19 protein-coding genes, 1 tRNA gene and 1 pseudogene are annotated in these 22969 nt (G+C 60.1%); 14 read left to right on the forward strand and 7 right to left on the reverse strand.

Translation table 11 applies throughout. The features are described from left to right. Nucleotides 1-34 precede the first annotated feature (34 nt). From CAY53_RS05265 to CAY53_RS14085, 3 genes and pseudogenes are all read right to left on the reverse strand, one after another. Entirely contained in the window at nt 35-865 is an 831-nt protein-coding gene (locus CAY53_RS05265; RefSeq protein ID WP_104936238.1) for an ABC transporter ATP-binding protein, read from the reverse strand. Next, nucleotides 852-1898: a FecCD family ABC transporter permease gene (locus CAY53_RS05270; RefSeq protein ID WP_181040439.1), complete on the reverse strand. Its 1047-nt coding sequence runs from the start codon at nt 1896-1898 to the stop codon at nt 852-854. Before CAY53_RS05270 ends, CAY53_RS05265 begins: the two co-directional genes overlap by 14 nt. After that, nucleotides 1898-2823: pseudogene (locus CAY53_RS14085) on the reverse strand (sirohydrochlorin cobaltochelatase). The gene CAY53_RS05270 and the pseudogene CAY53_RS14085 overlap by 1 nt, the downstream one beginning before the upstream one ends. 393 nt (nt 2824-3216) lie before the next feature. On the opposite strand from CAY53_RS14085, the gene CAY53_RS05285 reads away from it, so the two are divergent. The 3 genes from CAY53_RS05285 to CAY53_RS05295 all read left to right on the forward strand — a co-directional run bounded on the left by CAY53_RS05285 (nt 3217) and on the right by CAY53_RS05295 (nt 6081). Further along, nucleotides 3217-4197 (forward strand): malate dehydrogenase, encoded by a 981-nt coding sequence (locus CAY53_RS05285; protein WP_104936240.1) that lies wholly within the window; start codon nt 3217-3219, stop codon nt 4195-4197. A 79-nt stretch (nt 4198-4276) separates the two neighbouring features. Next, the gene (locus tag CAY53_RS05290) at nt 4277-5863 is read left to right on the forward strand and encodes a peptide chain release factor 3 (protein WP_104936241.1); all 1587 of its coding nucleotides are present in this window, start codon (nt 4277-4279) and stop codon (nt 5861-5863) included. Between the two features lie 142 nt (nt 5864-6005). Next, nucleotides 6006-6081 (forward strand) — tRNA-Lys (locus tag CAY53_RS05295). Between the two features lie 681 nt (nt 6082-6762). On the opposite strand, the gene radA is transcribed toward CAY53_RS05295, so the two are convergent. The 4 genes from radA to CAY53_RS05315 all read right to left on the reverse strand — a co-directional run bounded on the left by radA (nt 6763) and on the right by CAY53_RS05315 (nt 12600). Then, nucleotides 6763-8169, reverse strand: coding sequence for a DNA repair protein RadA (gene radA, locus CAY53_RS05300; RefSeq protein ID WP_104937453.1), 1407 nt, complete (start codon nt 8167-8169; stop codon nt 6763-6765). Further along, nucleotides 8153-8602: a hypothetical protein gene (locus CAY53_RS05305; RefSeq protein ID WP_104936242.1), complete on the reverse strand. Its 450-nt coding sequence runs from the start codon at nt 8600-8602 to the stop codon at nt 8153-8155. The genes radA and CAY53_RS05305 overlap by 17 nt, the downstream gene beginning before the upstream one ends. Nucleotides 8603-8832: 230 nt before the next feature. After that, the gene (locus CAY53_RS05310) at nt 8833-10773 is read right to left on the reverse strand and encodes a phosphoenolpyruvate carboxykinase (GTP) (RefSeq protein WP_104936243.1); all 1941 of its coding nucleotides are present in this window, start codon (nt 10771-10773) and stop codon (nt 8833-8835) included. 237 nt (nt 10774-11010) lie between these two features. Continuing rightward, nucleotides 11011-12600, reverse strand: coding sequence for a sigma-54-dependent Fis family transcriptional regulator (locus CAY53_RS05315; RefSeq protein WP_104936244.1), 1590 nt, complete (start codon nt 12598-12600; stop codon nt 11011-11013). Nucleotides 12601-12877: 277 nt separating this feature from the next. Here CAY53_RS05315 and CAY53_RS05320 point away from each other — a divergent pair, with 277 nt between their 5' ends. From CAY53_RS05320 to CAY53_RS05370, 11 genes are all read left to right on the forward strand, one after another. Then, complete coding sequence (locus CAY53_RS05320; RefSeq protein ID WP_104936245.1) at nt 12878-13162, forward strand: UxaA family hydrolase; 285 nt, start codon at nt 12878-12880, stop codon at nt 13160-13162. Between the two features lie 5 nt (nt 13163-13167). Beyond that, on the forward strand, nt 13168-14328 hold the full coding sequence (locus CAY53_RS05325) for a UxaA family hydrolase (RefSeq protein WP_104936246.1): 1161 nt from the start codon (nt 13168-13170) through the stop codon (nt 14326-14328). A gap of 17 nt (nt 14329-14345) precedes the next feature. Next, nucleotides 14346-15659: a sulfopropanediol 3-dehydrogenase gene (hpsN, locus tag CAY53_RS05330; RefSeq protein ID WP_104936247.1), complete on the forward strand. Its 1314-nt coding sequence runs from the start codon at nt 14346-14348 to the stop codon at nt 15657-15659. Between the two features lie 19 nt (nt 15660-15678). Continuing rightward, nucleotides 15679-16449: an SDR family NAD(P)-dependent oxidoreductase gene (locus tag CAY53_RS05335; protein WP_104936248.1), complete on the forward strand. Its 771-nt coding sequence runs from the start codon at nt 15679-15681 to the stop codon at nt 16447-16449. Between the two features lie 33 nt (nt 16450-16482). Further along, nucleotides 16483-17484 carry an alcohol dehydrogenase catalytic domain-containing protein gene (locus CAY53_RS05340; RefSeq protein ID WP_017865925.1) on the forward strand — a complete coding sequence of 334 codons (1002 nt, stop codon included), beginning with the start codon at nt 16483-16485 and terminating at the stop codon, nt 17482-17484. Between the two features lie 70 nt (nt 17485-17554). After that, nucleotides 17555-18625, forward strand: a complete 1071-nt coding sequence (locus tag CAY53_RS05345; RefSeq protein WP_219842732.1) for an ABC transporter substrate-binding protein — start codon at nt 17555-17557, stop codon at nt 18623-18625. Nucleotides 18626-18723: 98 nt separating this feature from the next. Continuing rightward, nucleotides 18724-19566 (forward strand): ABC transporter permease, encoded by an 843-nt coding sequence (locus CAY53_RS05350; protein ID WP_104936250.1) that lies wholly within the window; start codon nt 18724-18726, stop codon nt 19564-19566. Further along, the gene (locus CAY53_RS05355) at nt 19563-20342 is read left to right on the forward strand and encodes an ABC transporter permease (RefSeq protein ID WP_104936251.1); all 780 of its coding nucleotides are present in this window, start codon (nt 19563-19565) and stop codon (nt 20340-20342) included. The genes CAY53_RS05350 and CAY53_RS05355 overlap by 4 nt, the downstream gene beginning before the upstream one ends. Further along, a complete protein-coding gene (locus CAY53_RS05360) occupies nt 20339-21103 on the forward strand; it encodes an ABC transporter ATP-binding protein (protein ID WP_104936252.1) in 765 nt (254 codons plus the stop codon). Before CAY53_RS05355 ends, CAY53_RS05360 begins: the two co-directional genes overlap by 4 nt. Before the next feature lie 9 nt (nt 21104-21112). Then, nucleotides 21113-21886, forward strand: coding sequence for an ABC transporter ATP-binding protein (locus tag CAY53_RS05365; protein WP_104936253.1), 774 nt, complete (start codon nt 21113-21115; stop codon nt 21884-21886). A 72-nt stretch (nt 21887-21958) separates the two neighbouring features. Then, nucleotides 21959-22921, forward strand: coding sequence for a tripartite tricarboxylate transporter substrate binding protein (locus CAY53_RS05370; RefSeq protein ID WP_104936254.1), 963 nt, complete (start codon nt 21959-21961; stop codon nt 22919-22921). Nucleotides 22922-22969 lie beyond the last annotated feature (48 nt).

Here is a 22969-nt window from a genome sequence, read left to right on the forward strand (position 1 = left end):
CAGATGTCTTTGGGAAGCCGCGGCTGTGCGGCAGTCAGGGTGCAGCGGCTGCCCTCTCCCGGGGCGCCAGTCTCAGGCTGACCTGCAGCGCGTGGGTGAAGGCATCGGCCCGGATTGCACTGTCCACGCCGTACACGGCGCGGATGTTTTCCGGCGTGAGGATGTCGGCCACCGGGCCCTGAACCAGACAGCGCCCCCCGTGCAGGAACAGGAGTTCATCGCAGAAGCGGGCTGCCAGATTCAGGTCGTGCAGCACGGCCACCACCGTCAGTCCGCCTGCCCGCACCTTGTCCCGGAGCAGGTGCAGCAGGGCCAGCGTATGCCCCACATCCAGGCTGGCCGTGGCCTCGTCCAAAAGCAGCGCCTCCGGCTTCTGCGCCAGCGCCCGGGCCACGGCCACGCGCTGCTGTTCCCCGCCGGACAGCCTGGTGACGGGCCGCTCTGCCAGCGCCAGTACGCCGGTCTGCGCCATCACCAGGTCCAGCCAGTCCTGATCGGCCCCGGTGGGCAGAGCAAAGCGGCCCAGATGCGGATGCAGGCCCATGGCCACCACTGCCCGTACGCTGAAGTCAAAGCCCAGGCCGAAGTGCTGGGGCACCAGCGCCAGTTGCCGGGCCAGTTGCCGGCGGCGCCACTTGGCCAGCAACTGCTCCCGGAACCAGATCCGGCCCCGTGTCGGCGTGAGCAGGCCGGCCAGGAGATCCAGGAGCGTACTCTTGCCGCTGCCGTTCGGCCCCAGGATGCCGGTGCACAGGCCGGATTGCAGCACGCAGTTCAGGTCGTGCAGCGCCGGCTTGCCCCGGTAGGCGAAATCGACCCCCTCCAGCCGCCAGAGCGGGCTTTGTCGCTCCTTACAGGCCGCCATGGCGCTGTCGTTTTTTGAAAAGAAAACAGAAAAAGGGGCCGCCCAGCAGGGCGGTCAACACGCCGATCGGCACCTCGGAAGGCAGCACCGCCCGGGTGAGGGTATCGGCCAGCAGGAGGAGCAGGGCGCCGGCGAGAAAGCTCGCGGGCAGGAGCAGGCGGTTGTCCGGCCCCAGGAGCTGGCGCAGCAGATGCGGGACAATCAGGCCCACGAAGCCGATGACACCGGATACCGATACTGCGAGCGCTGTCAGCAGGCTGCACAGCGCCACCAGCCCCAGGCGCAGTCTTTTCGTGGCCACGCCCAGACTGGCCGCGGCCCGGTCGCCCATGGCCATGATGTTGAGGTCGCGGCCAAAGGCGCAGAGGAGCAGCGCGCCCAGGAGGGTGACCGGGGCCAGACCGGCGAGCTGGCTCCAGCTCGCGCCCGCCAGACTCCCCATCAGCCAGAAGATGATGAGCCCCACCTGTTCGTCGGCCAGAAATTTGCAGAAACCAATGGCTGCCGACAGAATGGCCGAGACGATGACACCGGAGAGGATGAGGCTTGTGGACGAGAGCCGGCTGTCGCCCGTGGCCAGATAGAGGACCAGGGCCAGGGTGGCCATGCCGCCCAGAAAGGCGAACACCGGCACCGACACCGCGGTGGGCAGCGCAAGGCCCAGGATTTGCAGCACAATGACCAGGGAAGCGCCAAAGGCCGCTCCTGTGGAAATGCCCAGCGTGTAGGGATCGGCGAGCGGATTCAGCAGCAGGGCCTGAAAGACCGCGCCGCAGAGCGCCAGCGAGCCGCCCACCAGCAGCGCCGAGAGGATTCTGGGCAGGCGGACGCTCATGAGCACGCTGACCGTGGCGGCATCGATACCTGCGGGCTGCTGCCCCAGCAGTGCCGCGCCGTAGACCCGGAGCGCATCGCAGAACGGGACCCTGAGAAAGCCCAGGGCACCCGAAAAGACCGCTCCCAGCATGACGGCCAGGGCCAGCAGCGAGAGGGTCAGGCCGGCCTTGCCCGGATGCGCTACAGGGGCGGGCATCAGCACAGCTCCAGTCCGGCATCGAGGGCCGCCTCTGCCGCGTGTCTCGCAAAAAGAGCGGCAAAGGCCGGATTCTCGCCCAGCCCTGACAGCACAGGCAAAACCGAGAACCCGTCCCCTTCAAGCCGGGAGCGCCAGGAATTTTCCTGTGCACCTGCCATATCCTCTGTGGCGTGGCCCCGGCGGTGACGAGAAAGGGCTTGAGCACCACCCGGCGGCAACGCTGGTGCAGGAGCTGGGCCCGTACCCCGGCAAAATCCGGAAAGCCTTCCACCGTGGCAATGAAGACCGGCACCTCAGGCGCCAGCCGCCGCATGGCCGCCGCAAACTCCAGGTACAGCCCGCCTGCCGGATAGTAGGGATTGCCATGCCCCATGTAGACGAGCGCCGCCTCTTCCCTGCGGGCCAGCTCAAGATCGCCCGCCAGGGCCTCGGCGGCAGCGGCGATATCCTGCGAATAGGGGTGCTTCAGATCGTAGGCGCCCAGGGCGGGCCGGCCCAGGGCCAGATGCTTGAAGGGCTGCCAGCGGGGTTTCATGGTTTTGATGGCCGCCAGGGCGTTTACGTAGCTGCCGAGGTCGTGAAATTCCTCGGCCGGCACGACGTGTGCAGGCTGGACGACGATATTGCCGTGGCCCCTGTCCTGCAGATTGGCAATGGCAGCCAGGGGCCCCTGTACGCTGTACAGATACTCGGGAATTTCCGGATGCCTGGCGCGAAAGGCCGGGTCCTGGGCACGCTTTTGCCAGACCTGACGGACCTGATTGGAGGTGAAGGAGACGACCAGTGGTGTCTTGGGAAAGGCCCTGCGCAGCGCCTGCTCTATGCCCACAAGGCCGTTCAGGCCCGATTGTACGGTAGTGCCAAAGAGGGCCAGCACCAGGGCGGTGCGGCTGTCCAGCGTGGCGGCGCTTTGTTTGTGCATGACGTTTTCCGGGCAGAAAAAACGGGCCCTTATGCGAATCCAGGAAGGCCCGCTGTGGCGGCCGGGAGCTGAGCCCGCATCTGCCGCGCAACGGCGGGACTGTTTCGGGTTGTTGCCGGACTCCCTGGGTATCTCTTCTCTTCTGGACACCTGAACAGCGACTACAAAGTACCACAGGCCGCTTTTCCAGTCAATCGAGGAGCAGCGCCTGTCCGCGGGCGCCTTGCCGTCGCCCCTGAACCGAAAGACCGCTTGACTTTTTGAGGCAAGCCCGGTATCCAGAATACCCGGTACATAGGCCTATTCGGGGTTTGCATGGCCTGTGCCCCGAAGTGTTCCGCAGGGCCTTGACCCTCGCCGCGAAAGGCGTTCCTCAACACCAGGAGAAAGCACATGAAAGCACCAGTACGTGTTGCCGTGACCGGCGCTGCCGGTCAAATCAGCTACTCCCTCATCTTCCGCATCGCCAGCGGCAGCATGTTGGGCCCCGATCAGCCGGTCATTCTGCAGTTGCTGGAGATCCCTCCCGCGATGAACGCACTTCAGGGTGTGCTTATGGAGTTGAAGGATTGCGCCTTTCCGCTGGTGGCCGGCGTCATCCCGAGCGATGATCCGAACGTTGCCTTCAAGGACGCGGATTTTGCACTGCTGGTTGGTTCCCGGCCGCGTGGGCCGGGCATGGAGCGCTCCGACCTGCTCAAGGCCAACGGCGCCATCTTCACGGTGCAGGGCAAGGCGCTGAGTGACCACGCCAATCCGGACTGCAGGGTACTGGTGGTCGGTAATCCGGCCAATACCAATGCCCTGATCCTTCTGAAGAGCGCCCCCAAACTGAATCCGCGTCACATCACCTCCATGACGCGCCTGGACCACAACCGTTCCATGGCCCAGATCGCAGACAAGGTGGGCTGCCATTCCTCGGATGTCGAGCAGGTCGTCGTGTGGGGCAACCATTCCTCCACCCAGTATCCTGACATCAGCTATGCCACCGCCGCCGGCAAGCCGGTCAGGACTGCTGTTGCCGACGACTGGTACAAAAATGACTTCATTCCCACGGTGCAGAAACGTGGCGCGGCCATTATCAAGGCCCGGGGTGCTTCCTCCGCCGCCTCCGCCGCCAACGCGGCAGTCGAGCATATGCGTGACTGGGCCCTGGGCAGCAAGGGCCAGTGGGTCAGCATGGGCGTGTACAGCAAGGGCAATCCCTATGGCATTGACGAAGACCTGATGTTTTCCTTCCCCATCACCTGCGAGCATGGCGAGTGGCAAATCGTCGGCGGTCTGGATCGCGATGCCTTCAGCATGGACATGATCAAAAAGACCGAGCAGGAACTGCAGGCCGAACGGGAAGCCATCGCCGATATGTTCAAGTAGTTTCACCGTAAAGGCAATGACCAGGGGGTGCTCATGAGGGCGCCCCCTTTTTTTGTCAGGTTTCACAGGACAGACAGCCTTGAGCACGCTTGTACAGGAAATCGCCAAACGCCGCACCTTCGGCATCATCAGCCACCCGGACGCGGGCAAAACCACCTTGACCGAAAAGCTGCTGCTCTTTGGCGGAGCCATCCAGATGGCCGGCGCGGTCAAATCCCGCAAAACCGCCCTGCACGCCACCAGCGACTGGATGGCCGTGGAGCGGGAACGCGGCATTTCGGTCAGCACCTCGGTGATGAAATTCCATTACCGGGATTTTGAAATCAATCTGCTGGACACACCGGGCCACCAGGATTTTTCCGAAGACACCTACCGGGTGCTGACTGCGGTGGATTCAGCCCTCATGGTGATTGACAGCGGCAAGGGTGTGGAGACCCAGACCCGGAAGCTGATGGAAGTGTGCCGGATGCGCAACACGCCCATCATCACCTTTGTCAACAAGCTGGACCGGGACGGACTGGAACCGCTGGCTTTGCTGGAAGACATCGAAGACAAGCTGCAGATCGAGTGCGCGCCCCTCTCCTGGCCCATCGGCATGGGCAAGGGCTTCAAGGGCGTCTATGACCTGCGACAGCGACAGATCGCCCTGTTTACGCCCAGCCGCGATACCCGGCCCGAGGACTGTGTGGTGCTGCGTGATCTGGCCAGCCCGGAGCTGGACCGGCTCGTGGGTGCGGATGCGGCCGCTCGTCTGCGCGACGATGTGGCGCTTTTGCAGGGCGCGGCCAATCCCTTTGACTTTGACGAGTACCGCAGGGCCGGGCAGACGCCGGTCTTTTTCGGCAGCGCCATCAACAACTTCGGCGTGCGCGAGCTGCTGGACGCCTTTGTGGAACTGGCCCCGCCGCCCGGCCCCCGTGCCACCCTGACCCGCACGGTTGCCCCGGAGGAGGAGGCCTTTACCGGCTTCACCTTCAAAATCCAGGCGAACATGGACCCGGCCCATCGCGACCGTATCGCCTTTTTCCGCATCTGCTCCGGCAAATTCACCCGGGGCATGAAGGTGATGCATCACCGGCTGGGCAAGGAAATCGGTCTCGGCAATGTCACGGTCTTCATGGCGCAGGAGCGCTCGAACGTGGACGAGGCCTGGCCCGGCGACATCATTGGCATTCACAACCACGGCACCATCAAGATCGGCGATACGTTCACGGACCGGGAACCGCTCAAGTTCACGGGCATCCCCAATTTCGCACCCGAGCATTTCAGGCGTGTGGTGCTGAACAATCCGCTGGGCATCAAAAAATTGCAGAAAGGTCTGCTCCAGATGGCAGAGGAGGGCGCTGTGCAGGTCTTCCGCCCCCTGGTGGGCAACGATTATATTCTGGGCGCGGTGGGCATCCTGCAGTTTGAAATCACCATGGCGCGGCTGAAGGACGAGTACGGCGTGGAGGCCGGCTCCGAGCCGCTGAATTTCGGGCTGGCGCGCTGGGTCGAGTGCGAGGATCCCAAAGTACTTGCGGAGTTCGAGAAAAAAAACCAGTTCAATCTGGCCTACGACGCGGAAGGTCGTTTGAGCTATCTGGCTGAAGGCGAGTGGCGGCTTGCCCATACGCAGGAGCTGTTTCCGGATGTGGTGTTCCTGAAAACCCGTGAATCGGCCTGAACGCAGCGGGCATGCCGGAAAATCGGGCCTGCCCGGCCCGAAAAGGCCGGAAATCCTCTTGCAAATTTCCCGCAGGTCATTTATAGATGCTCCCGTCTGCCCCGGAAGGGCAAAGGATTCCGGCAGACATCACCTCAAGAAGGGGCCGTTAGCTCAGCTGGTAGAGCAGTTGACTCTTAATCAATTGGTCTGGGGTTCGAATCCCTAACGGCCCACCAGAATTTACCCTGGATTTTACTGGGGTTTCAGATACAGACCCGCAGTCCTGCAGGGGATTGCGGGTTTTTTCGTGCCTGCTTCCGTCTTTTCGTTGCTTACCCTGCTTTTCGTTTTTTGTTTTCGTTTACGCCTGTTTTCTATAAATTTACGCCCAGATTTACGCCCGGGCGTAAAGCCGGATTTACTCGCTGGATTGCCAAACTCAAAGCAACAGGCAAATTGAAAACATTTGCGAGGCCTGTTATGCAGCCGATGAGCCGCCTGGTCCCTGGCGGCACAGAGCAGATTGGCCTCCCAGTCCCCAAAGTGGGTTCTGCCTGCAAGAGGCTGTGGCCGCCGGCTATATCGATACGCCCGGGCAACCGGCCTCTGCCCCGGCCGTACCTGCCTTGTCGCCTGCGGTGCCGGTGGGCGCGGCGCAAAGGACGGAAACTGGTACCGCCAGGCTGTACGGCTGCAGAGATCCAGTGGCAGATGCTCTCCCTCTGATGCGCAAGCCTGCATCCTCTGGATAGTGCAGCCGCAGACGGCCCGCAATCTGTTCGGGCGAGCAGTCGCTACGGAAGCTGCCCATCGACCCGGGCGCTCAGATCGGAGCGGCTCATGCGGCGGTCATGGCGCGGCAGTCAGCAGGCCGGGCACGAAGCCGGGTTTGGCCGGATCTGGAGCTGCCCTGGCGCTCATTTCTCTATCTGTTTGTATTGTTCTGCGGCAAAAAGCGCCTCCGCCAGCTCGCCCACGTTGGCGATGGCCACGAGCGCCATGCCCCTGACCCGCTTTTTTTGTTCCTGCACCTGTCGCCAGGCGGCAACGGGCAGCAGGAAGCGCGTAAAGCCCAGTCTAGCCGCTTCCTTCAGGCGCTGCTCCATTTGCCCCACGGCGCGCACCTCGCCGGCCAGGCCGATTTCGCCGCAAACCACGGTATGGGCGTCGATCGGTCGTTCCAGATAGCTGGATAGCAGGGCCGCAGCCACGCCCAGGTCCAGGGCGGGTTCGTCAATGCGGATGCCGCCCGCTATATTTAAAAAGATGTCGTGATCGATCAGGTTGATGCCCTGCTTTTTCTCCAGCACCGCGGTCAACAGCGCCAGTCTCTGGGCATCCACGCCAATGGCCGTGCGCCGGCCCGAACCGCCGTTCGAGCGACTCACCAGGGCCTGCACTTCCACCATAATGGGCCGGGTGCCCTCCATACTGGGCAGCACCACCGAACCGGCCGCTCCTTCCGGCCGCTCGGCCAGAAAAAGCGCGGAGGGGTTTGCCACTTCCGCGAGTCCCTGCTCTCTCATGGTGAACACGCCGATTTCATTGGTGGAGCCGAAGCGGTTTTTTACGGTGCGCAGGAGACGAAACATCTGACCGCGGTCGCCCTCAAAGTAGAGGACCGTGTCCACCATATGCTCCAGCACTCGCGGTCCGGCCAGGCTGCCGTCCTTGGTGACGTGGCCTACCAGAAAAACCGGGATATTCTCCCTTTTCGCGAGGGCCAGGAGCCGCGCCGCACTCTCCCGTACCTGGGTAATGGAGCCCGGGGTGGAGGCCACCTCCTCGCTGCTCACGGTCTGAATGGAGTCCACGGCCAGCAGCACGGGCCGCATTTTTGCAGCCAGCTCCACAATGGCTTCCACGCAGGTTTCTGTGGAAACGGCAATGCCAGACTCCGCAAGCCCGAGTCTGCCGGCACGCATCCGAATCTGGCTGAGCGACTCCTCGCCCGTCACATACAGCACCTGACCGTAAGCGGCCGCCACACCTGTCATGAATTGCAGCAGCAAGGTGGATTTGCCAATGCCCGGATCACCGCCGATCAACACCAGAGAGCCCGGCACAATGCCGCCGCCCAGCACCCGGTCCAGCTCGGCGATGCCCGTGACAAGGCGCTGGCTGTCCTCCGGCGCAGGTCCCCCACCGTTCACCAGCGCCTGCGCTTCCGCCCCGGTGTGCCTTCTGGCGGCAGGTGGCGTGGCTGCGCTTTCCACCAGGCTGTCCCAGGCGCCGCAGTCCGGGCAGCGGCCCAGCCATTTCCGGCTTTCAAAGCCACACTGCCGGCAGCGGAAAAGGGTTTTGGTTTTACCGGGCTGCGTCATCATCTTGTCCTGAGCGGTTTCGCGCCTTGCCGGGGAATGCCTCACGGAGCGGGCCGTCGTGCAGCCACAGGCAGGCGCAGATGCAGTATAGGCAGGCCGAGGTCGGGATATTGGCGGTCCGCATGCTTGCCGCCACAAAGGGATTTTTCCACGACCAGTAGGCCCAGTACACGCCATCCACCGACCACCATGCGCCCACAAGGGCCAGTGGCAGCCAGACCCAGCGTCTGCGCACCAGCGCCCGGCTGCTGATGGGTGCGAAAATATAGGTGAAAAGGGCCATCAGGAAACTGAGCGGCACATCCCAGTCCAAAGCGCCGACCCTGTACGCGCCAAAAACCAGAATGCTCACGCCGCAGGCCAGCGTGAAGAGCTTCCAGAGGCGCAGGTAGTCGCGCAGGGAAATCAGGGGGGCGGCTGTTTGTGTTGTCATCGCCAAAACCAGCTCCTGTTGCAGCGCTCAAAAGAGCCCGGACAGCACGCCAAAACCCGGATCGGGGCGCAGCGGATGCGCGGCCAGCTTTCGGGGCAGGCCTTTGCGCACAGGCATTTGTCCATCTTTTACTCGCCATCTGCAATGCCCGACTTGTTCAGCGGGCTGCTGTACCAAAAAGAGCCCCTTTCCCAAACGAGAAAGGGGCTCTGCAGCGAAAACGGTGTTGCTCACTTCACAAAGTACTGAGGCTTCACCACATTGCCCATACTCTTTTTCAGTGCGAGCAGCCCTTCTTTCTGCTCCGCATACACCCGGAACAGACGTTCGGAGGCGTTTTCTTCCTGCTTCCAGGCCTCGGTCTGCATATCGATACGGTCAACAATGTTGTCGATATACAGGGAGAACTGCATGGTGTAGAGGCTTTCCGGGTACTCCTTGTCGATCCTCTCCCTGAAGAGCTTTTTCAGGTCTTCGTATTTCGGGATCATGCCAATCGGAGTTTCCAGCGCCTGCACATCGCCATTGGCGTACAGCTCCAGCCAGCCCAGCCAGACGTGCACGTCGCGCTTCTCGCCCAAAAGGCCCTTGCCGCTGCCGCCGCGCGCCTCATGGGTCAGGAAGTAGTTCAGACCAGCCATGACCGGTTTCTCCTTCAGGGCGTCTGAATTGTAGAAATTGAACTGGGCCTGCAGATACTCGGGCAGCGGCGGTGCGACAAAAGGCGCGTTGGCCCAGGGCTGGCGCTTGACGCCGGTGGCGCCCATTTCCGTGGCCGTGGCCTTGGACACGATGGACGCGCCGATGGCTACGCCCGCATCCATGCTCCTGGCAACCCAGATGGGCGGCATGGTGTTGCTGTCGCGGCCGGAGTAGGTGATGACCTTGATCTGTACCCCTTTGGGATCGGAGTTGCGCGCCTTGTCGTGGTTTTCGATGGCCTCGGCTTTCAGGGTGCAGCGGGAATTCGGATGGGACATGGGCACATCCTGCATGTCTTTGGTCCACTGGCCCTGATAGTTGTTGCCCCAGGCCGGGATTTCCTCGCCGTCGCCTTCCCAGCGCGGCTTTTTGTTCTCGTCAATCAGGACATTGGAGAAGATGACTTCCGTGCCTTCTTCCCGCAGGCACTTGATGAGGTAGGGATCGCCTTCCCTGTTCACGTCCTTCAGAATGCCGAAAATGCCGACTTCCGGGTTCACGGCGCGGAGCGTGCCGTCTTCCGCGATCCACATTTGGGCCAGATCGTCGCCCACAAAGCGGTCGCCGGCCATGGCGGTCGTGGTTTTGCCGCAGCCGGATGGCGCCGCGCCGGCGCAGAAGGTGATGCGGCCGCCGGGGCCATTGATGCCGGTGATGAACATGTGCTCGGAGAGTTCCTTGCCCGGGAACTTGTAGAGGGCACAGTCGGTGGCAAAGCGGTGATTGCCCTTCTTCATCATCAGGGTATTGCCGGCATAGGTGCAGTAGCTGGAATAGGTGGTCTGCCAGCTCCGGTCCATATAGATGCGGGCCTTGGGCATGTCTTCCGAGCGGTTGCTGCCTTCGGCGTGCAGGTTGGTGAAGAACTCGCCGCGGCGGGCGACCTCCTTGTTGAAGTCGGTGTAGCAGTTGCGGTAGAGCAGGCCGGCGGAGTGCATGACATAGGTGGAGCTGGACATCTCGATGGCCGGGATGGCGGAGTGCGCTCCTACCGGCCCGCGGATGTAGAAGCCCACAAACATGGTTTTGCCGCGCATAATGCCGCGCATGTACTGCTTCATGTAGTTATGGGATTCCTGGCGTGGTTCTTTTTTGGCCAGTGAAGACAGTCCTTCGTCTTCGTTGACGATGTAGAAGGTCTGGGCCACGATACGGCCCTGATCCTCAGGCAGGTCAAAATGATAGGTATGCCCCTTGATGGCCAGCTCCTTTTCCTCGCCCTTTTCCAGACTGAGTTTGCGCACAGTGGCCATATCCTCGTCGCTGCCGGTGTGAATGAAAACATTGTCCGGGTCGCAGAGGGCGATGGCATTGGCCACCCGCAAAAGCGCCTCTTCGCAGGTGATGGCGGCCAGCCTTTTCTGATGCTCCGGATTGAGCTTCTGCCTGAAGATTTCCTGGGCCTGGGCGATAGTTTTAACGCCGCCCAGATCCGAGAGAATGTCCACTCCTTCTTTGTACTTCAGCATGGGATCCTCCTTTAGGAACTGTATGATGAACAAGGTACGGTTTTGGGTGACCTGTTGAGAACCAGCTTAAACTCCTTTCCAGAAATCTGCAATTATGACTTCCGGTTATCTGGCTTTTTCCCGGCCTGCCGGCGGGAATGCAGCGGATTGCCGCACGATTCCTGCCCTGCATACAAAACTGCGCTCCGCTGCCGACCCGCTGTTGGGGGAGGAGGATTCCGGCTGGCATGCGCCGATTCATTTGCCGGAAGGAATGGCATCTTTTCCTGTCCGGATGCCCAGTTTGCGCATACGGTGTTGCAGGGTGCCGCGTGGAATGCCCAGTTGCGCCGCTGCGCCGTTCGGGCCGGATATCCTGCCGCCTGTGCAGGCGAGCGCCTTTTCGATCAGGCGGCGTTCATTTTCCGCCAGAGTGGGCAGTGCCTCGTCCGTCGCAGCGAGGTGTGGGATATTCGAGCTGCCGGCCTGCGCCATGGGCCTCTGTTCGAGGGACAAGGGATTATGCAGGCGCAAGGTTTCGCGCACAAAGTTTTCGGTCACGGCTCCATGCAGAGAATGCAGGAGAATCCGGGTGACCACGTTCCGCAACTCCCGAATATTGCCAGGCCAGGGGTGTCCCTGGAGAGCCTGCAGCACGGAGGGGGCAAGATGGGGCGGTGTGATTTCGTGCTGTTTGGCAAACTGGTGGACGAAATACTCTGTGAAGAGGGGAATGTCATTTTTGCGTGTGCGCAGGGGCGGCATGGGCAGGATCACAGAGCCCAGACGATAATAGAGGTCAGGGCGAAGCCGGCCTTCCCTCATAGCCAGTTCAGGATCAATATTGGTGGCCGCAATCAGGCGGATGTCCACCTCGACCGAGGTGGTCTCTCCCACGCGTTCAAAGGAATTTTCTTCAAGGACCTGCAGGAGTTTGCTCTGCATCTCCGGGGCCAGCTCCCCAATTTCGTCCAGAAAAAGTGTGCCGTGCTGGGCCAGTTCAACGCGACCAATGCGTTTGGTCGTGGCCCCGGTGAAGGCGCCCCTGGCATGACCGAACATCTCGCTCTCGAACAGGCTGGGGGCGATCGAGGGACAGTTGACCTTGACGAAGTTTTCTTCGTGCCGGGGGCTGTGCCGGTGCAGCCAGTGGGCCAGTACGCTCTTGCCGGTGCCGGTCTCGCCGGTAATGAGCACGGGGATGTTCAGCTTGGCGACCTGGTTGGCAATACCCATGACCCTGGACATGGATGGAGTTTTCAGCAGCCGGCTGGCCAGCTCGGCATCGTTCGGCGCCAGGGTTGCCCGGGATTTGTTGTCCCGTTCGTCGGCAAGAACGGCATAGAGGAACGTGGTGACGACCGGACAGAGGCCGATGAGAAAACGCAGAATTTCCACTACATTGCCGGGCTGCCGCACAAAGGAGACGTGCAGGGTGGCGATCACTTCCCGGTTGATGATGAGTGGCAGGGCAATGGTGGCGTTCAGACCTACCGAGGAGAGGGGCATGGGACCGTCACCCAGGTTCTGCGCGGCCAGATCGTTGATGAGCACCGGCTTTTTTGAGGCAATAGCCAGGCCTGCCACTGTGTTGCGCGCTACCCTGGTGTTGGCCAGCGATTCCACCACCGTGCCGTCGGCGGCGGTGAAGAGGTTGAGAAATTCCCGCTCCGCGTCATAGAGATTGATGCAGCAGCGGTCATAATGAAAGAAGGTGCGCAACTGCTCGGTCAGTACCTGAAAAAATGCGTTTCTGTCCATCTGGTCGCCAATGACGCCAGCCAGGTGCTGCACTACCTGTCCCACGGCGGATGCCGGGTTGCCCAATCCGCTATCTGCATTTTCCATATCTGTTTGCTATATTCTTGTGTCGGTACTCGTATGCGGACATTTATGCCCATATATAATCAGAATTGTTCAAAAGAACAATTACCTCCTGCTCCCGTTCATGGATTCGTATAAAAAATTCTTTATTTTCCATATGTTGCACTATCGGTGATGTGTGGCACAGGTTTTGCTGATGAAACTGTAACAACGAGGGCCGCAGGCAGGTGTGCAGAAGGCGAGGGCGCCCACTGCCAGGGCATGAAACCTGAACAACGGTAGACAGGGAAAGGAGAAGGCAATGACAACCCATTTTGTGGTGCACGAACCCGGCGACAGCGTCGGCGTTGTCGTGGTTGAGGGAATCAAAAAAGGCGACAAGCTCAATGGCTGGGTCATGGACGGCGATTCGACCATGGAGTTTGAAACCTTGAGTGACATTCCGATTGGACACAAGATTGCGCTCAAAGATCTGGCGGTGGGCGATACCGTCATCAAATACGGCACGGATATCGGCAAGGTAGTGCAGCCCATCAGGCGCGGCGAGCACCTGCACGTGCACAACATTAAAACCAAGAGATGGTAATTCCGATGAACAATACATTTATGGGCTATCGGCGCGATAACGGTCGTGTCGGCATTCGCAACCATGTGATCATCCTGCCTTTGGACGATCTTTCCAATGCCGCCTGCGAAGCGGTGGCCAACAATGTGAAGGGGGCCCTGGCCCTGCCGCATGCCTACGGTCGCCTGCAGTTCGGCGAAGATCTGGAACTGCACTTCCGCACCATGATCGGCACGGGCTGCAACCCCAATGTAGCGGCTGCTGTGGTTATCGGCATCGAGCCGCAGTGGACCCAGCGCATTGTGGACGGCATAGCCAAAACCGGCAAGCCGGTGGCTGGCTTTGCCATCGAGCAGCACGGTGATCTGGAGACCATTTGTGCAGCCTCCCGCAAAGCCAAGGAGTTCGTGCACTACGCCACCGAACTGCAGCGCTGCGAATGCGGGGTGCACGAACTCTGGGTTTCCACCAAATGCGGCGAGTCCGACACCACCTCGGGCATTGCTGCCAATCCCACCGTGGGCAATGCCTTTGACAAGCTGTGGGAGGCCGGCGCCACCACACTCTTTGGCGAGACGACGGAGATTACCGGCGGCGAGCATCTGGTCATGGCCCGCTGTGTGGACGAAAATGTTCGTACCCAGTTCAAGGCCTTTTTCGACCGCTATGCCAAGGTGGTGGATGATCATAAGACCAATGACCTTTGCGATTCCCAACCGACCAAGGGCAATATCGAAGGCGGGCTGAGCACCATTGAGGAAAAGGCGCTGGGCAATGTTCAGAAGATCGGTCGCAAAGCCCCGATCATCGGCTGTCTGGACAAGGCTGAAGTGCCCACGGGTCCTGGTTTGTGGTTCATGGACTCTTCATCGGCTGCCGCCGAAATGGTGACTTTGTGTGCCGCTTCCGGCTTTGTGGCACACTTTTTCCCCACCGGTCAGGGCAACATCATTGGCAACCCCATTCTGCCGGTCATCAAACTCTCCGCCAACCCGCGCACCGTGCGCACCATGAGCGAGCACATCGACGTGGACGTTTCCGGCATCCTGCGCAGGGAAATTAACCTGGATCAGGCAGGCGACAAGCTCCTGGCAATGCTTTTCCGCACCTGCAACGGCCGCAACACCTGTGCGGAAGTTCTGGGGCATCGTGAGTTTATCATGACCAAACTGTACGAAAGCGCCTGACATATTTGAGGGAAGATATGGCTGTCACCTATTTGAAAAGGGCGAGTAAAACGCCGGAAACGGAAAGCGCCACAGCTCAGCATGTGGTCAATGAAATGCTGGCTGAAATTCTTCAGCACGGCGAAGAGGCTGTGCGCAGCTATGCTCTGAAGCTGGACAAGTGGTCTGGTGCTATCATCATGACCGAAGCGGAAATCCGAAGAACCATCGAGAAGGTGCCTGCCGGCGTCAAAAAGGACATCGATTTTGGGGTGAAACAGGTGCATGATTTTGCCCTGGCGCAAAAAGATTCCATAAAAGATTTCAGCGTCGAACTGTACCCCGGTGTCACCGCGGGGCAGCGTGTCATCCCGGTCAATGTGGTCGGCTGCTACGCTCCCGCCGGCCGCTATGCGCACATCGCCTCGGCCTACATGACCGTGGCCACGGCCAAGGCAGCCGGCGTGAAGAGCATTGTCGCCTGCTCCAGCCCCTTCCGGGGCGGGGGCATGCATCCCTATCTCCTGTATGCCTTCAGAGCTGCCGGCGCGGACATCATCATGACCTTGGGCGGCGTGCAAGCCATTGCCAGCATGGCCTACGGCCTGTTCACCGGCAGGGAAGCCGACGTGCTGGTTGGACCTGGCAACAAGTTCGTGGCCGAAGCCAAGCGCGTCCTGTTCGGCAAGGTGGGCATAGACGTCTTTGCCGGGCCTTCGGAAATCCTTGTACTGGCCGACGAAACCGCTGATCCGGAAATCGTGGCCTGCGATCTGGTCGGCCAGGGCGAGCACGGCGTGGAAAGCCCGGTTTGGCTGATCACCACCAGCCGACCTCTGGCTGACAAGGTGATGCGGCGCGTGCCCGAACTCATCGACAAACTGCCGCCTCTGGCCAAGGAGGCGGCAAGCGGGGGCTGGCGTGACTATGGCGAAGTCATCCTGTGCGACACCCGCGAAGAGGCGGCGGCCAAATCGGACGAATACGCGCCCGAGCATCTGGAAGTGCAAGCTGCGGATCTGGACTGGTGGCTGGAAAAGCTCACGGCCTACGGATCGCTCTTTCTGGGCGAGGAAAGCACCGTGGCCTACGGCGACAAGTGCAGCGGCCCGAACCACGTGCTGCCCACCAGACGCGCGGCCAAGTACTCTGGCGGCCTGTCGGTGCACAAGTTCGTCAAGACCCTGACCTGGCAGCGGATGACGAAAGATGCGGCCGTGCACATCGGCGGCGTCGCGGCGCGCATCTCCCGGCTGGAAGGCATGGAGGCCCACGCCCGCACCGCGGACGCGCGCCTGGCCAAATACGCCCCGGGCCAGAGTTTCGACCTGGGCACTCCAGTCAAGGAATAGGCCTCCGTGAGGTGCAATCATGAACAGCATTACCAAACTGTTTGATCTCTCAGGCCGGACGGCCATGGTGACCGGTGGCAATTCCGGCATCGGCGAGGCCATTGCCCGTGCCTTGGGTCTGGCCGGTGCTCGTGTCATTTTGGTGGCCCGGCGGGCTGAAGTACTGGCCAAAGCCTGTACAGACATGCAGACGGCGGGTATCAATGCCCAGTTGCTGGCCGCCGACCTCTCCACCCCGGAACAGGCGCTTGCCTGTGGCAAAAAGGCCCTTGAGCAGTTCAGGCGGATTGACATCCTGTGCAACGTGGCCGGCGTCAATCTGCGCCAGCCCTTCATGGACGTCAGGCCTGAGGCCTTTCTTCTGCACATGAACCTGCATCTGGCCGCACCCTTCTTCCTCACCCAAACCCTGGCGCCGGCCATGGCCACACGGCAGTGGGGCCGCATCATCAATATTGCCTCTCTGCAATCCTATCGTGCCTTTGCCAGGAGTGCGCCCTACGGCGCTGGCAAGGGCGGCGTGGTGCAGCTGACCCGCGCCATTGCCCAGGAATGGAGTTCCTGCGGCATTACCTGCAATGCCATCGGCCCGGGCTTTTTTCCCACGCCACTGACCGAACCGGTGTTCTCCGATCCGGACTTGGCAAACAAAAACGCGGCACAAACCTGCATCGGCCGTAATGGGCAGCTTGAGGACCTTTACGGTTGCGCGGTCTTTCTGGCCAGCGATGCATCGGCCTATATTACCGGCCAGACCATCATGATCGACGGTGGCTTTACGGCACGCTGAACGCACAACTCCTTCATCCACACAGGAGGCGTCATGAAAGCACTGGTTTACAAAAAACCGGAACTGATGGCTCTGGAGGACTATCCCGATCCCGTGCTCGCCAGCGGAGAAGTCATCATCAAAATTGAATCATCCGGCATCTGCGGTTCGGACATGCATGCGTACTTTGGCCATGACCCGCGGCGCATGCCCGGTTTGGTCATGGGACACGAAGTCTCGGGAGTCATCCACCAAAGCGCTTCGCCACTGTACAAACCCGGCAAAAAAGTGACCGTCGACCCGCTGATCACCTGCGGCTTCTGCTCCTACTGCCGCACCGGGCGCGACAATCTCTGCGAAAACCGCACAATGATTGGGATGAACCGACCCGGCGCCTATGCCGAATACATGGCGATCCCGGCCGCCTCGGTGGTGCCCATTCCCGAAGACATGCCGCACAGGGTGGCGGTGCTGACCGAGCCGGCCGCAACGGTCGTCCATGCCCTCAGCATCTCGGAAGCCCGCATGCACCGTCCGGTACAGGAACAGCAGGTTCTGGTCATTGGTGGCGGTGCCATTGGCATGCTGATGGCTCTTCTCCTGACCTCGCGTGGCGTCCGCCACGTGGATCTGGCAGAAACCAACGCTCTGCGCCGGGTCTCTGCCGCCGAGCATCTGCCGGCCCGTATTATAGATCCCGTGGACACGCCCCCTGCGGAATCCTCCTACAACTTTGTGGTCGATGCGGTGGGTCGCAAGGTCACGCGCGACATGGCCATCCAGGCGCTCAAGCCAAACGGGGTGCTGATGCACATGGGTCTGCAGGACTGGAGCAGCGAAGTGGACATGCGCAAGATCACCCTGGCCGAGCTGATCGTGCTGGGCACCTACACCTACAGCTATGCGGACATACAGGCCACGGTCCAAGCCCTGCACGATCAGGTCTTTGGCGATCTCGGCTGGGTTGAGTATCAGCCCCTGGCCGATGGCCCCGGGGCCTTCGCGATGCTGGCCCGGCACAAGATCAGGGCGGCAAAAATAGTGCTGCAACCCTGAGCGCCGGCAGGCTGCCTGTGCTGCGGTTTCCCATATCAACAAGCGCCGGAAACGGCCAAGGAGCAAGACCATGAAAAAATCGACTCTTGGAATGCTCGCGCTGTGTCTTTCCCTGTTCTGCGCCATACCCCAGGCTCCCGCGACCGACAAACCCGAAGTACGCACCAGCGCCCAGCCCTGCCTGCACGGGCTGCCGCTCTGGTACGCCGACAAGGCTGGCTGGCTGCAGGACGCGCCCTTTGTCAACAAATTCATGCTTTTTTCCTCGGGTGCGCCGCAAACCGAAGCTCTGGCCGCCGACCAGTGGGATATTGGCTCCATGGGCACTGTGCCCACCATGATGGCCAGCATACGCTACGGTTACAGGCTTATCGGCATTTCCAATGAGGAGGGCTTTACCAACGACCTGTGGGTGCGGCCTGATTCACCGCTTTTGCAGCATAAGGGTGTCAATCCGGAATACCCGGATATTTACGGATCCGCCGAAGACTGGAAGGGCAAAAAAGTCCTTGTCACCACCATTTCCACAGGCCATTACGCCCTGACCTCGACCCTGAAACGTCTGGATCTCAGGGACAGCGATGTTAACATCGTGCACATGGAGCAGGGCCAGGCCATGACCGCCTTCACTGCCGGCGAGGGCGACATTCTGCAGCTCTGGGCGCCCTTGAGCTACATGGCCGAGGTCAGGGGCTGGAAACGCGTTTCTTCCGGCAGGGCCGCAAAGGTGGCCGTAATCGGCGGCATTGGCGTGCGCAAGGATTTTGCGGAGCAGCACCCCGATCTGGTGGTTGCCTGGCTGGATCTGTACATGCGTGCGATTGAGGGCATGAAGGCCAAGCCGGACCAGTATGTCGATCCGCTGCTCTCTTATTTCAACGAATACTGCGGCTTAGACATGAAGAAGGACATGGTGCAGAAGGAGTTTCAGTATCGTCCGCTGTTCACGGTTTCCGAGCAGATCGAGGCTATGGAAAACCCGGAAAAGCTGCCCAAATGGCTGCAGGGCGTGGCTGAATTCATGCTCTCCCAAGGCCGTATCCGGCAAAAGGAGTACGACCGTTACCTTAGGGAGAACTTCTTTATTGATCCGTCCTTTATGAAAAAACTGGCTGTAGAGCGGGCCAAAACGCAATCATAACCGGAAAATTTATTGCCTCGGAATTGCCTTGGCGTCTTCTCTCCATCCCTGGGGCGCCAGGGCAGGCTCTCAGGAGCAGACAGGCAGGAGGAAGTCATATGCCGGACGCCATTCCCCCCAATCTGGATGAAATTCTTGATCTTGAAGTAAAAAAGGCCAATTATTTCGCAACGGCCGCCAGGGAAAACTGGATTTCCGTGATCAGCTTCATCATGTTTCTGGTCGTCTGGGAGCTGATCTGCGGCCTGGAAATAATCGGCCCCTATCAACTCGTTCCACCCTCGGAAGTTCTCACCGTTTTTTTTGAAAAAATCACGGAATCCAGTCCGGACGGCGCCCGACTGCACGAGCACGCCATGGCCAGTCTCACCCTGGCTTTTTCCGGTTTCATCGTTGCCATGCTTATCGGCGTGCCCCTGGGCTTGCTCATGGGCTGGTATCCCAAAGTCAACCTTCTGGTTCGTCCCATCTTTGACGCCATCCGGCCGATTCCTCCCATTGCTTGGATTCCCATAGCCATTTTGTGGCTGGGCATTGGCATCAAGGCCAAGGCCTTCATCATTTTTCTGGCGGCTTTTGTGCCCTGCGTCATCAATTCGTTCACCGGCATCCGGCTGACCAATCCGGTTCTGATCCGGGTGGCCCTGATCTATGGCGCTTCCGATTTCGAGACGTTCCGCAAGATCGGTATTCCGTCGGCTGTTCCCATGATTTTCACCGGCATGAAACTTTCGCTCAACGCCGCCTGGACCACCTTGGTTGCGGCCGAGTTGCTGGCCGCATCCACCGGCCTGGGTTTCATGATCCAGCAGGGCCGCCGTCTGGCCCGGCCGGACATTATCATCGTGGGCATGCTCGCCATCGGTTTTCTGGGCGCTTTGATGTCCTGGATGCTGACTAAGATCGAGGCCCGTTTTGCCTCGTCAAGGAGGCTGGCATGAAGGGCAAGGTCATTTTCCCGGGCTCTCAGCTTGTTCCTCTTGCCTCGCTCGGCACCTTTGTGGCTCTGTGGGGCCTCGTCTCCCTGTACGCTGACCCTGAATTTCTGCCTTCGCCCCGGCGCGTGTGGAACGAATTTCTCTATCTGCTGGACAACCCCATCGGCGGCAACAGCATCTGGGCTCACATGGGCTACAGTCTGCGCCGGGTCATGATTGCCTTTGGCCTGGCAGTGTTGCTTGGGCTGCCCTTGGGCCTGTGGATGGGCTGGAGCCGCGTCTGCGAGAAAATCGTGACTCCTATCTTCGAGGTGCTCCGGCCGATTCCTCCCATTGCCTGGATTCCCATCGCTATCCTGTGGCTGGGCGTGGCTGAAGGCTCCAAGATCTTCATCTGCTTTGTGGGTGCCTTCGTCATCATGGTGCTCAATTCCTTCACCGGCATGCGCTACGTGGATCCCCTTCTGATCGACGCGGCCAGGTCCTTTGGCGCCACCCGCTCGCAGCAGTTCTTCAATGTAGCGGTACCATCCTGTATGCCCTCGATCTTCGCGGGCGTGCAGAATTCCCTGTCCATGGCCTGGATGTGCGTGCTGGCAGCCGAAATGGTGGGTGCACGCGAAGGTGTTGGCTTCATCATCATTCAGGGCATGGATCTCAACAAGTCGGCCATGATCGTGGTTGGCATGATTCTGATCGGCATTGTCGGTTCGCTGCTGGCCATGGTGTTCCGCTGGTTTGAACGGTTCGTCTGTCCGTGGCGGGGAGAGCTGGTATGAGCAGAAAAATAAAAATCGAATGCCAGAGCGTGTCCAAGGCCTTTCACGTGCCTGGCCAGAAGCATCTGCTACACGTGCTGGACCGGGTTTCGCTCAAAGTCTATGAAAACGAATTTCTGGTCATCCTGGGTCCAGGACAGAGTGGCAAGACCGTGCTGCTCAACTGTGTTGCCGGTCTCCTTGAACCCACGCGGGGCGCCATTCTCATCAACGGTCAAGCGACCGCCGGCCCAGGTCCAGACCGGGGCATGGTCTTCCAGCGCTACGCACTTTTTCCCTGGAAAAACGTGGAAAACAACGTGGCCTTCGGCCTCGCCGTCCGCGGCGTGCCCCGTGGGGAGCGCCTGGACACGGCACGGCGCTACATTGAACTGGTTGGTCTGAAAGGCTTCGAAAAGGCCTATCCGGCCCAGCTTTCCGGCGGCATGAAGCAGCGGGCGGGCATTGCCCGCGCCTACGCCAACAACCCGGACATTCTTCTGATGGACGAGCCCTTCGGCGCGCTGGATGCGCAGACTCGCTACGCCATGGAGCAGGAACTGCGCAGCATCTGGGAAAAGGAAAAGCGCACGGTCTGCTTTGTCACCAACAACATTGAGGAAGCCATCTATCTGGGCGACCGCGTGATCGTCATGTCCGCGTTGCCTGGCCGGGTGAAAAGCGAATATCCCATCGACATTCCCGCACCGCGCGCCTACACGGAAACCGCTTTTCTGGCCTTGCGCAAACACATTTCCGCAGATACCGATCTGGTCCTGTAGGAGGGCGGCATGCAGACTGGAACCAAGGGAACCTACGCCAAAAATCGTGCAATCAAGGTCCGCGTCAGCAATCTGACCAAGTACTACGGCGATCTGCTGGTACTGGATAACATCAACTTTGACATCTACAAGGGTGAATTGCTCTGCATCGTTGGGCCCACAGGCTGTGGCAAGACCACCTTTCTGAACTGTCTCTCCCGCTTCATTCCCATCACCACGGGGAGCATTGATGTGGACGGCCAGCCGGCTGATCCCAGGCTGCACAACATTGCCTTTGTCTTTCAGGAGGTCTCGGCCATTCCCTGGCTCACGGTGGAGGACAACATCCGCTTCGGCCTGCGCGTCAAACGGTTGCCGCACGAGGAAATCGAGCGAAGGACCGAGCGCATGCTGGAGATTGTGGGCCTCACAAGGTACCGTGCCTACTATCCGCAGCAGCTTTCGGCCAGCATGGAGCAACGGGTGGTCATCGCACGCAATTTCGCCATCAATCCGGACCTGCTGCTTATGGACGAACCCTACGGTCAATTGGATGTGAAGCTGCGCTACTATCTGGAAGACGAACTCATGCGCATCTGGAGGGAGCTGGGCAGCACCGTGGCCTTCATTACGCACAACATCGAGGAAGCGGTCTATCTGGCGGAGCGGATTTTGATCCTCTCGCCCAAGCCTGCGACCATCAAGGAGGAAGTCATCGTGGCACTGCCCCATCCACGGCAGTACGACGATCCGGAGTTCGTCAAAGTCCGCGATTATGTCACGGAAAGCATCAAGTGGTGGTGATGGGGGCACCCGTCAGACATTGCCGCCGGGCAAAACCCAAGGAATGCAACTCTTAAGCACAAGGAGATTCAGATGAAAATGACAAAAACATGGTGTCTTTTCCCTGTGGTTCTGATGCTGATCCTGGTCGCTCCTTTGCTGGCGTCCGCAGCGTATCCCGAAAAGCCGATCAACATGATCATTGCCTTCACGGCAGGCGGTTCCAGCGATGTGCAGGCGCGCATCATGCAAAAGTACTGGAACAAGTATGTCAATCAGCCCTGGGTTTTCGTATACAAACCCGGTGCGGGCGGTATCATTGGTTTTACTGAAATCGCCAAGGCGAAGGCTGACGGCTACACTATCGGTGGGCTGAACGTACCGCACATGGTTCTCCAGAATCTGGCGCAACGTGCCGCTTTCGACATTGACAGCTATGAATATTTGGCCCAGGTGGTCAATGATCCCCAGTGCGTCGTGGTGCTCAGGAAAAGCAGATTCAAAAGCCTCGCCGAAATTCTCGACCACGCCAAGGCCCATCCGGGCAAGTTGAAGGTGGGACTGGTCGGGCCTCTCAGCGGGCATCATATGATGTTTCTTGAATTCAAGCGTCTCTTTCCCGAGGCCAGATTCAGTCCGGTCTTTTACAAGGGCGCTGCCGACCAGAACGCTGCCCTGCTCGGCGGCGAGGTGGATCTGATGTTTGGCAACATCAACGACGTCATGCGTTCGATTGACGAGTTTAATGTGCTCAATGTGGCATCTGAAGAGCGCAATGCCTTTCTCCCTGAGGTGCCGACGCTGAAGGAGCAGCATGTCGATTTTGTTTCCGATATTCGCCGGGTATTCGCCGTGCCTAAAAACGTGCCGGCAGACAGACTCGCCTTTCTGCGCGAGGTTTTCCGAAAGATCTGTGCGGATCCCGAATACCTGGCCGATATGAAAAAGGCCGGGCAGCCGGAGGAATATCTGGATAGTGAGGCCACCCATGCCTACATCCTGAAACAGGAGGCCAGGATCCGCAGATTGCTGGAGGAAGAAAATCTGCTCCAGTAAACCGCGACGGTGCGGGCTGGGAGGTAGTGGCAGCCCCAAGGCGAAGAA

Source organism: Desulfobulbus oralis, from assembly GCF_002952055.1.
GTDB lineage: Bacteria > Desulfobacterota > Desulfobulbia > Desulfobulbales > Desulfobulbaceae > Desulfobulbus > Desulfobulbus oralis.

Coding starts and splice junctions, on each gene's coding strand:
- CAY53_RS05265 (WP_104936238.1), bottom strand. CDS start 865: ATGGCGGCCTGTAAGGAGCGACAAAGCCCGCTCTGGCGGCTGGAGGGG.
- CAY53_RS05270 (WP_181040439.1), bottom strand. CDS start 1,898: ATGCCCGCCCCTGTAGCGCATCCGGGCAAGGCCGGCCTGACCCTCTCG.
- CAY53_RS05285 (WP_104936240.1), top strand. CDS start 3,217: ATGAAAGCACCAGTACGTGTTGCCGTGACCGGCGCTGCCGGTCAAATC.
- radA (WP_104937453.1), bottom strand. CDS start 8,169: ATGACGCAGCCCGGTAAAACCAAAACCCTTTTCCGCTGCCGGCAGTGT.
- CAY53_RS05305 (WP_104936242.1), bottom strand. CDS start 8,602: ATGACAACACAAACAGCCGCCCCCCTGATTTCCCTGCGCGACTACCTG.
- CAY53_RS05310 (WP_104936243.1), bottom strand. CDS start 10,773: ATGCTGAAGTACAAAGAAGGAGTGGACATTCTCTCGGATCTGGGCGGC.
- CAY53_RS05315 (WP_104936244.1), bottom strand. CDS start 12,600: ATGGAAAATGCAGATAGCGGATTGGGCAACCCGGCATCCGCCGTGGGA.
- CAY53_RS05320 (WP_104936245.1), top strand. CDS start 12,878: ATGACAACCCATTTTGTGGTGCACGAACCCGGCGACAGCGTCGGCGTT.
- CAY53_RS05325 (WP_104936246.1), top strand. CDS start 13,168: ATGAACAATACATTTATGGGCTATCGGCGCGATAACGGTCGTGTCGGC.
- hpsN (WP_104936247.1), top strand. CDS start 14,346: ATGGCTGTCACCTATTTGAAAAGGGCGAGTAAAACGCCGGAAACGGAA.
- CAY53_RS05335 (WP_104936248.1), top strand. CDS start 15,679: ATGAACAGCATTACCAAACTGTTTGATCTCTCAGGCCGGACGGCCATG.
- CAY53_RS05340 (WP_017865925.1), top strand. CDS start 16,483: ATGAAAGCACTGGTTTACAAAAAACCGGAACTGATGGCTCTGGAGGAC.
- CAY53_RS05345 (WP_219842732.1), top strand. CDS start 17,555: ATGAAAAAATCGACTCTTGGAATGCTCGCGCTGTGTCTTTCCCTGTTC.
- CAY53_RS05350 (WP_104936250.1), top strand. CDS start 18,724: ATGCCGGACGCCATTCCCCCCAATCTGGATGAAATTCTTGATCTTGAA.
- CAY53_RS05355 (WP_104936251.1), top strand. CDS start 19,563: ATGAAGGGCAAGGTCATTTTCCCGGGCTCTCAGCTTGTTCCTCTTGCC.
- CAY53_RS05360 (WP_104936252.1), top strand. CDS start 20,339: ATGAGCAGAAAAATAAAAATCGAATGCCAGAGCGTGTCCAAGGCCTTT.
- CAY53_RS05365 (WP_104936253.1), top strand. CDS start 21,113: ATGCAGACTGGAACCAAGGGAACCTACGCCAAAAATCGTGCAATCAAG.
- CAY53_RS05370 (WP_104936254.1), top strand. CDS start 21,959: ATGAAAATGACAAAAACATGGTGTCTTTTCCCTGTGGTTCTGATGCTG.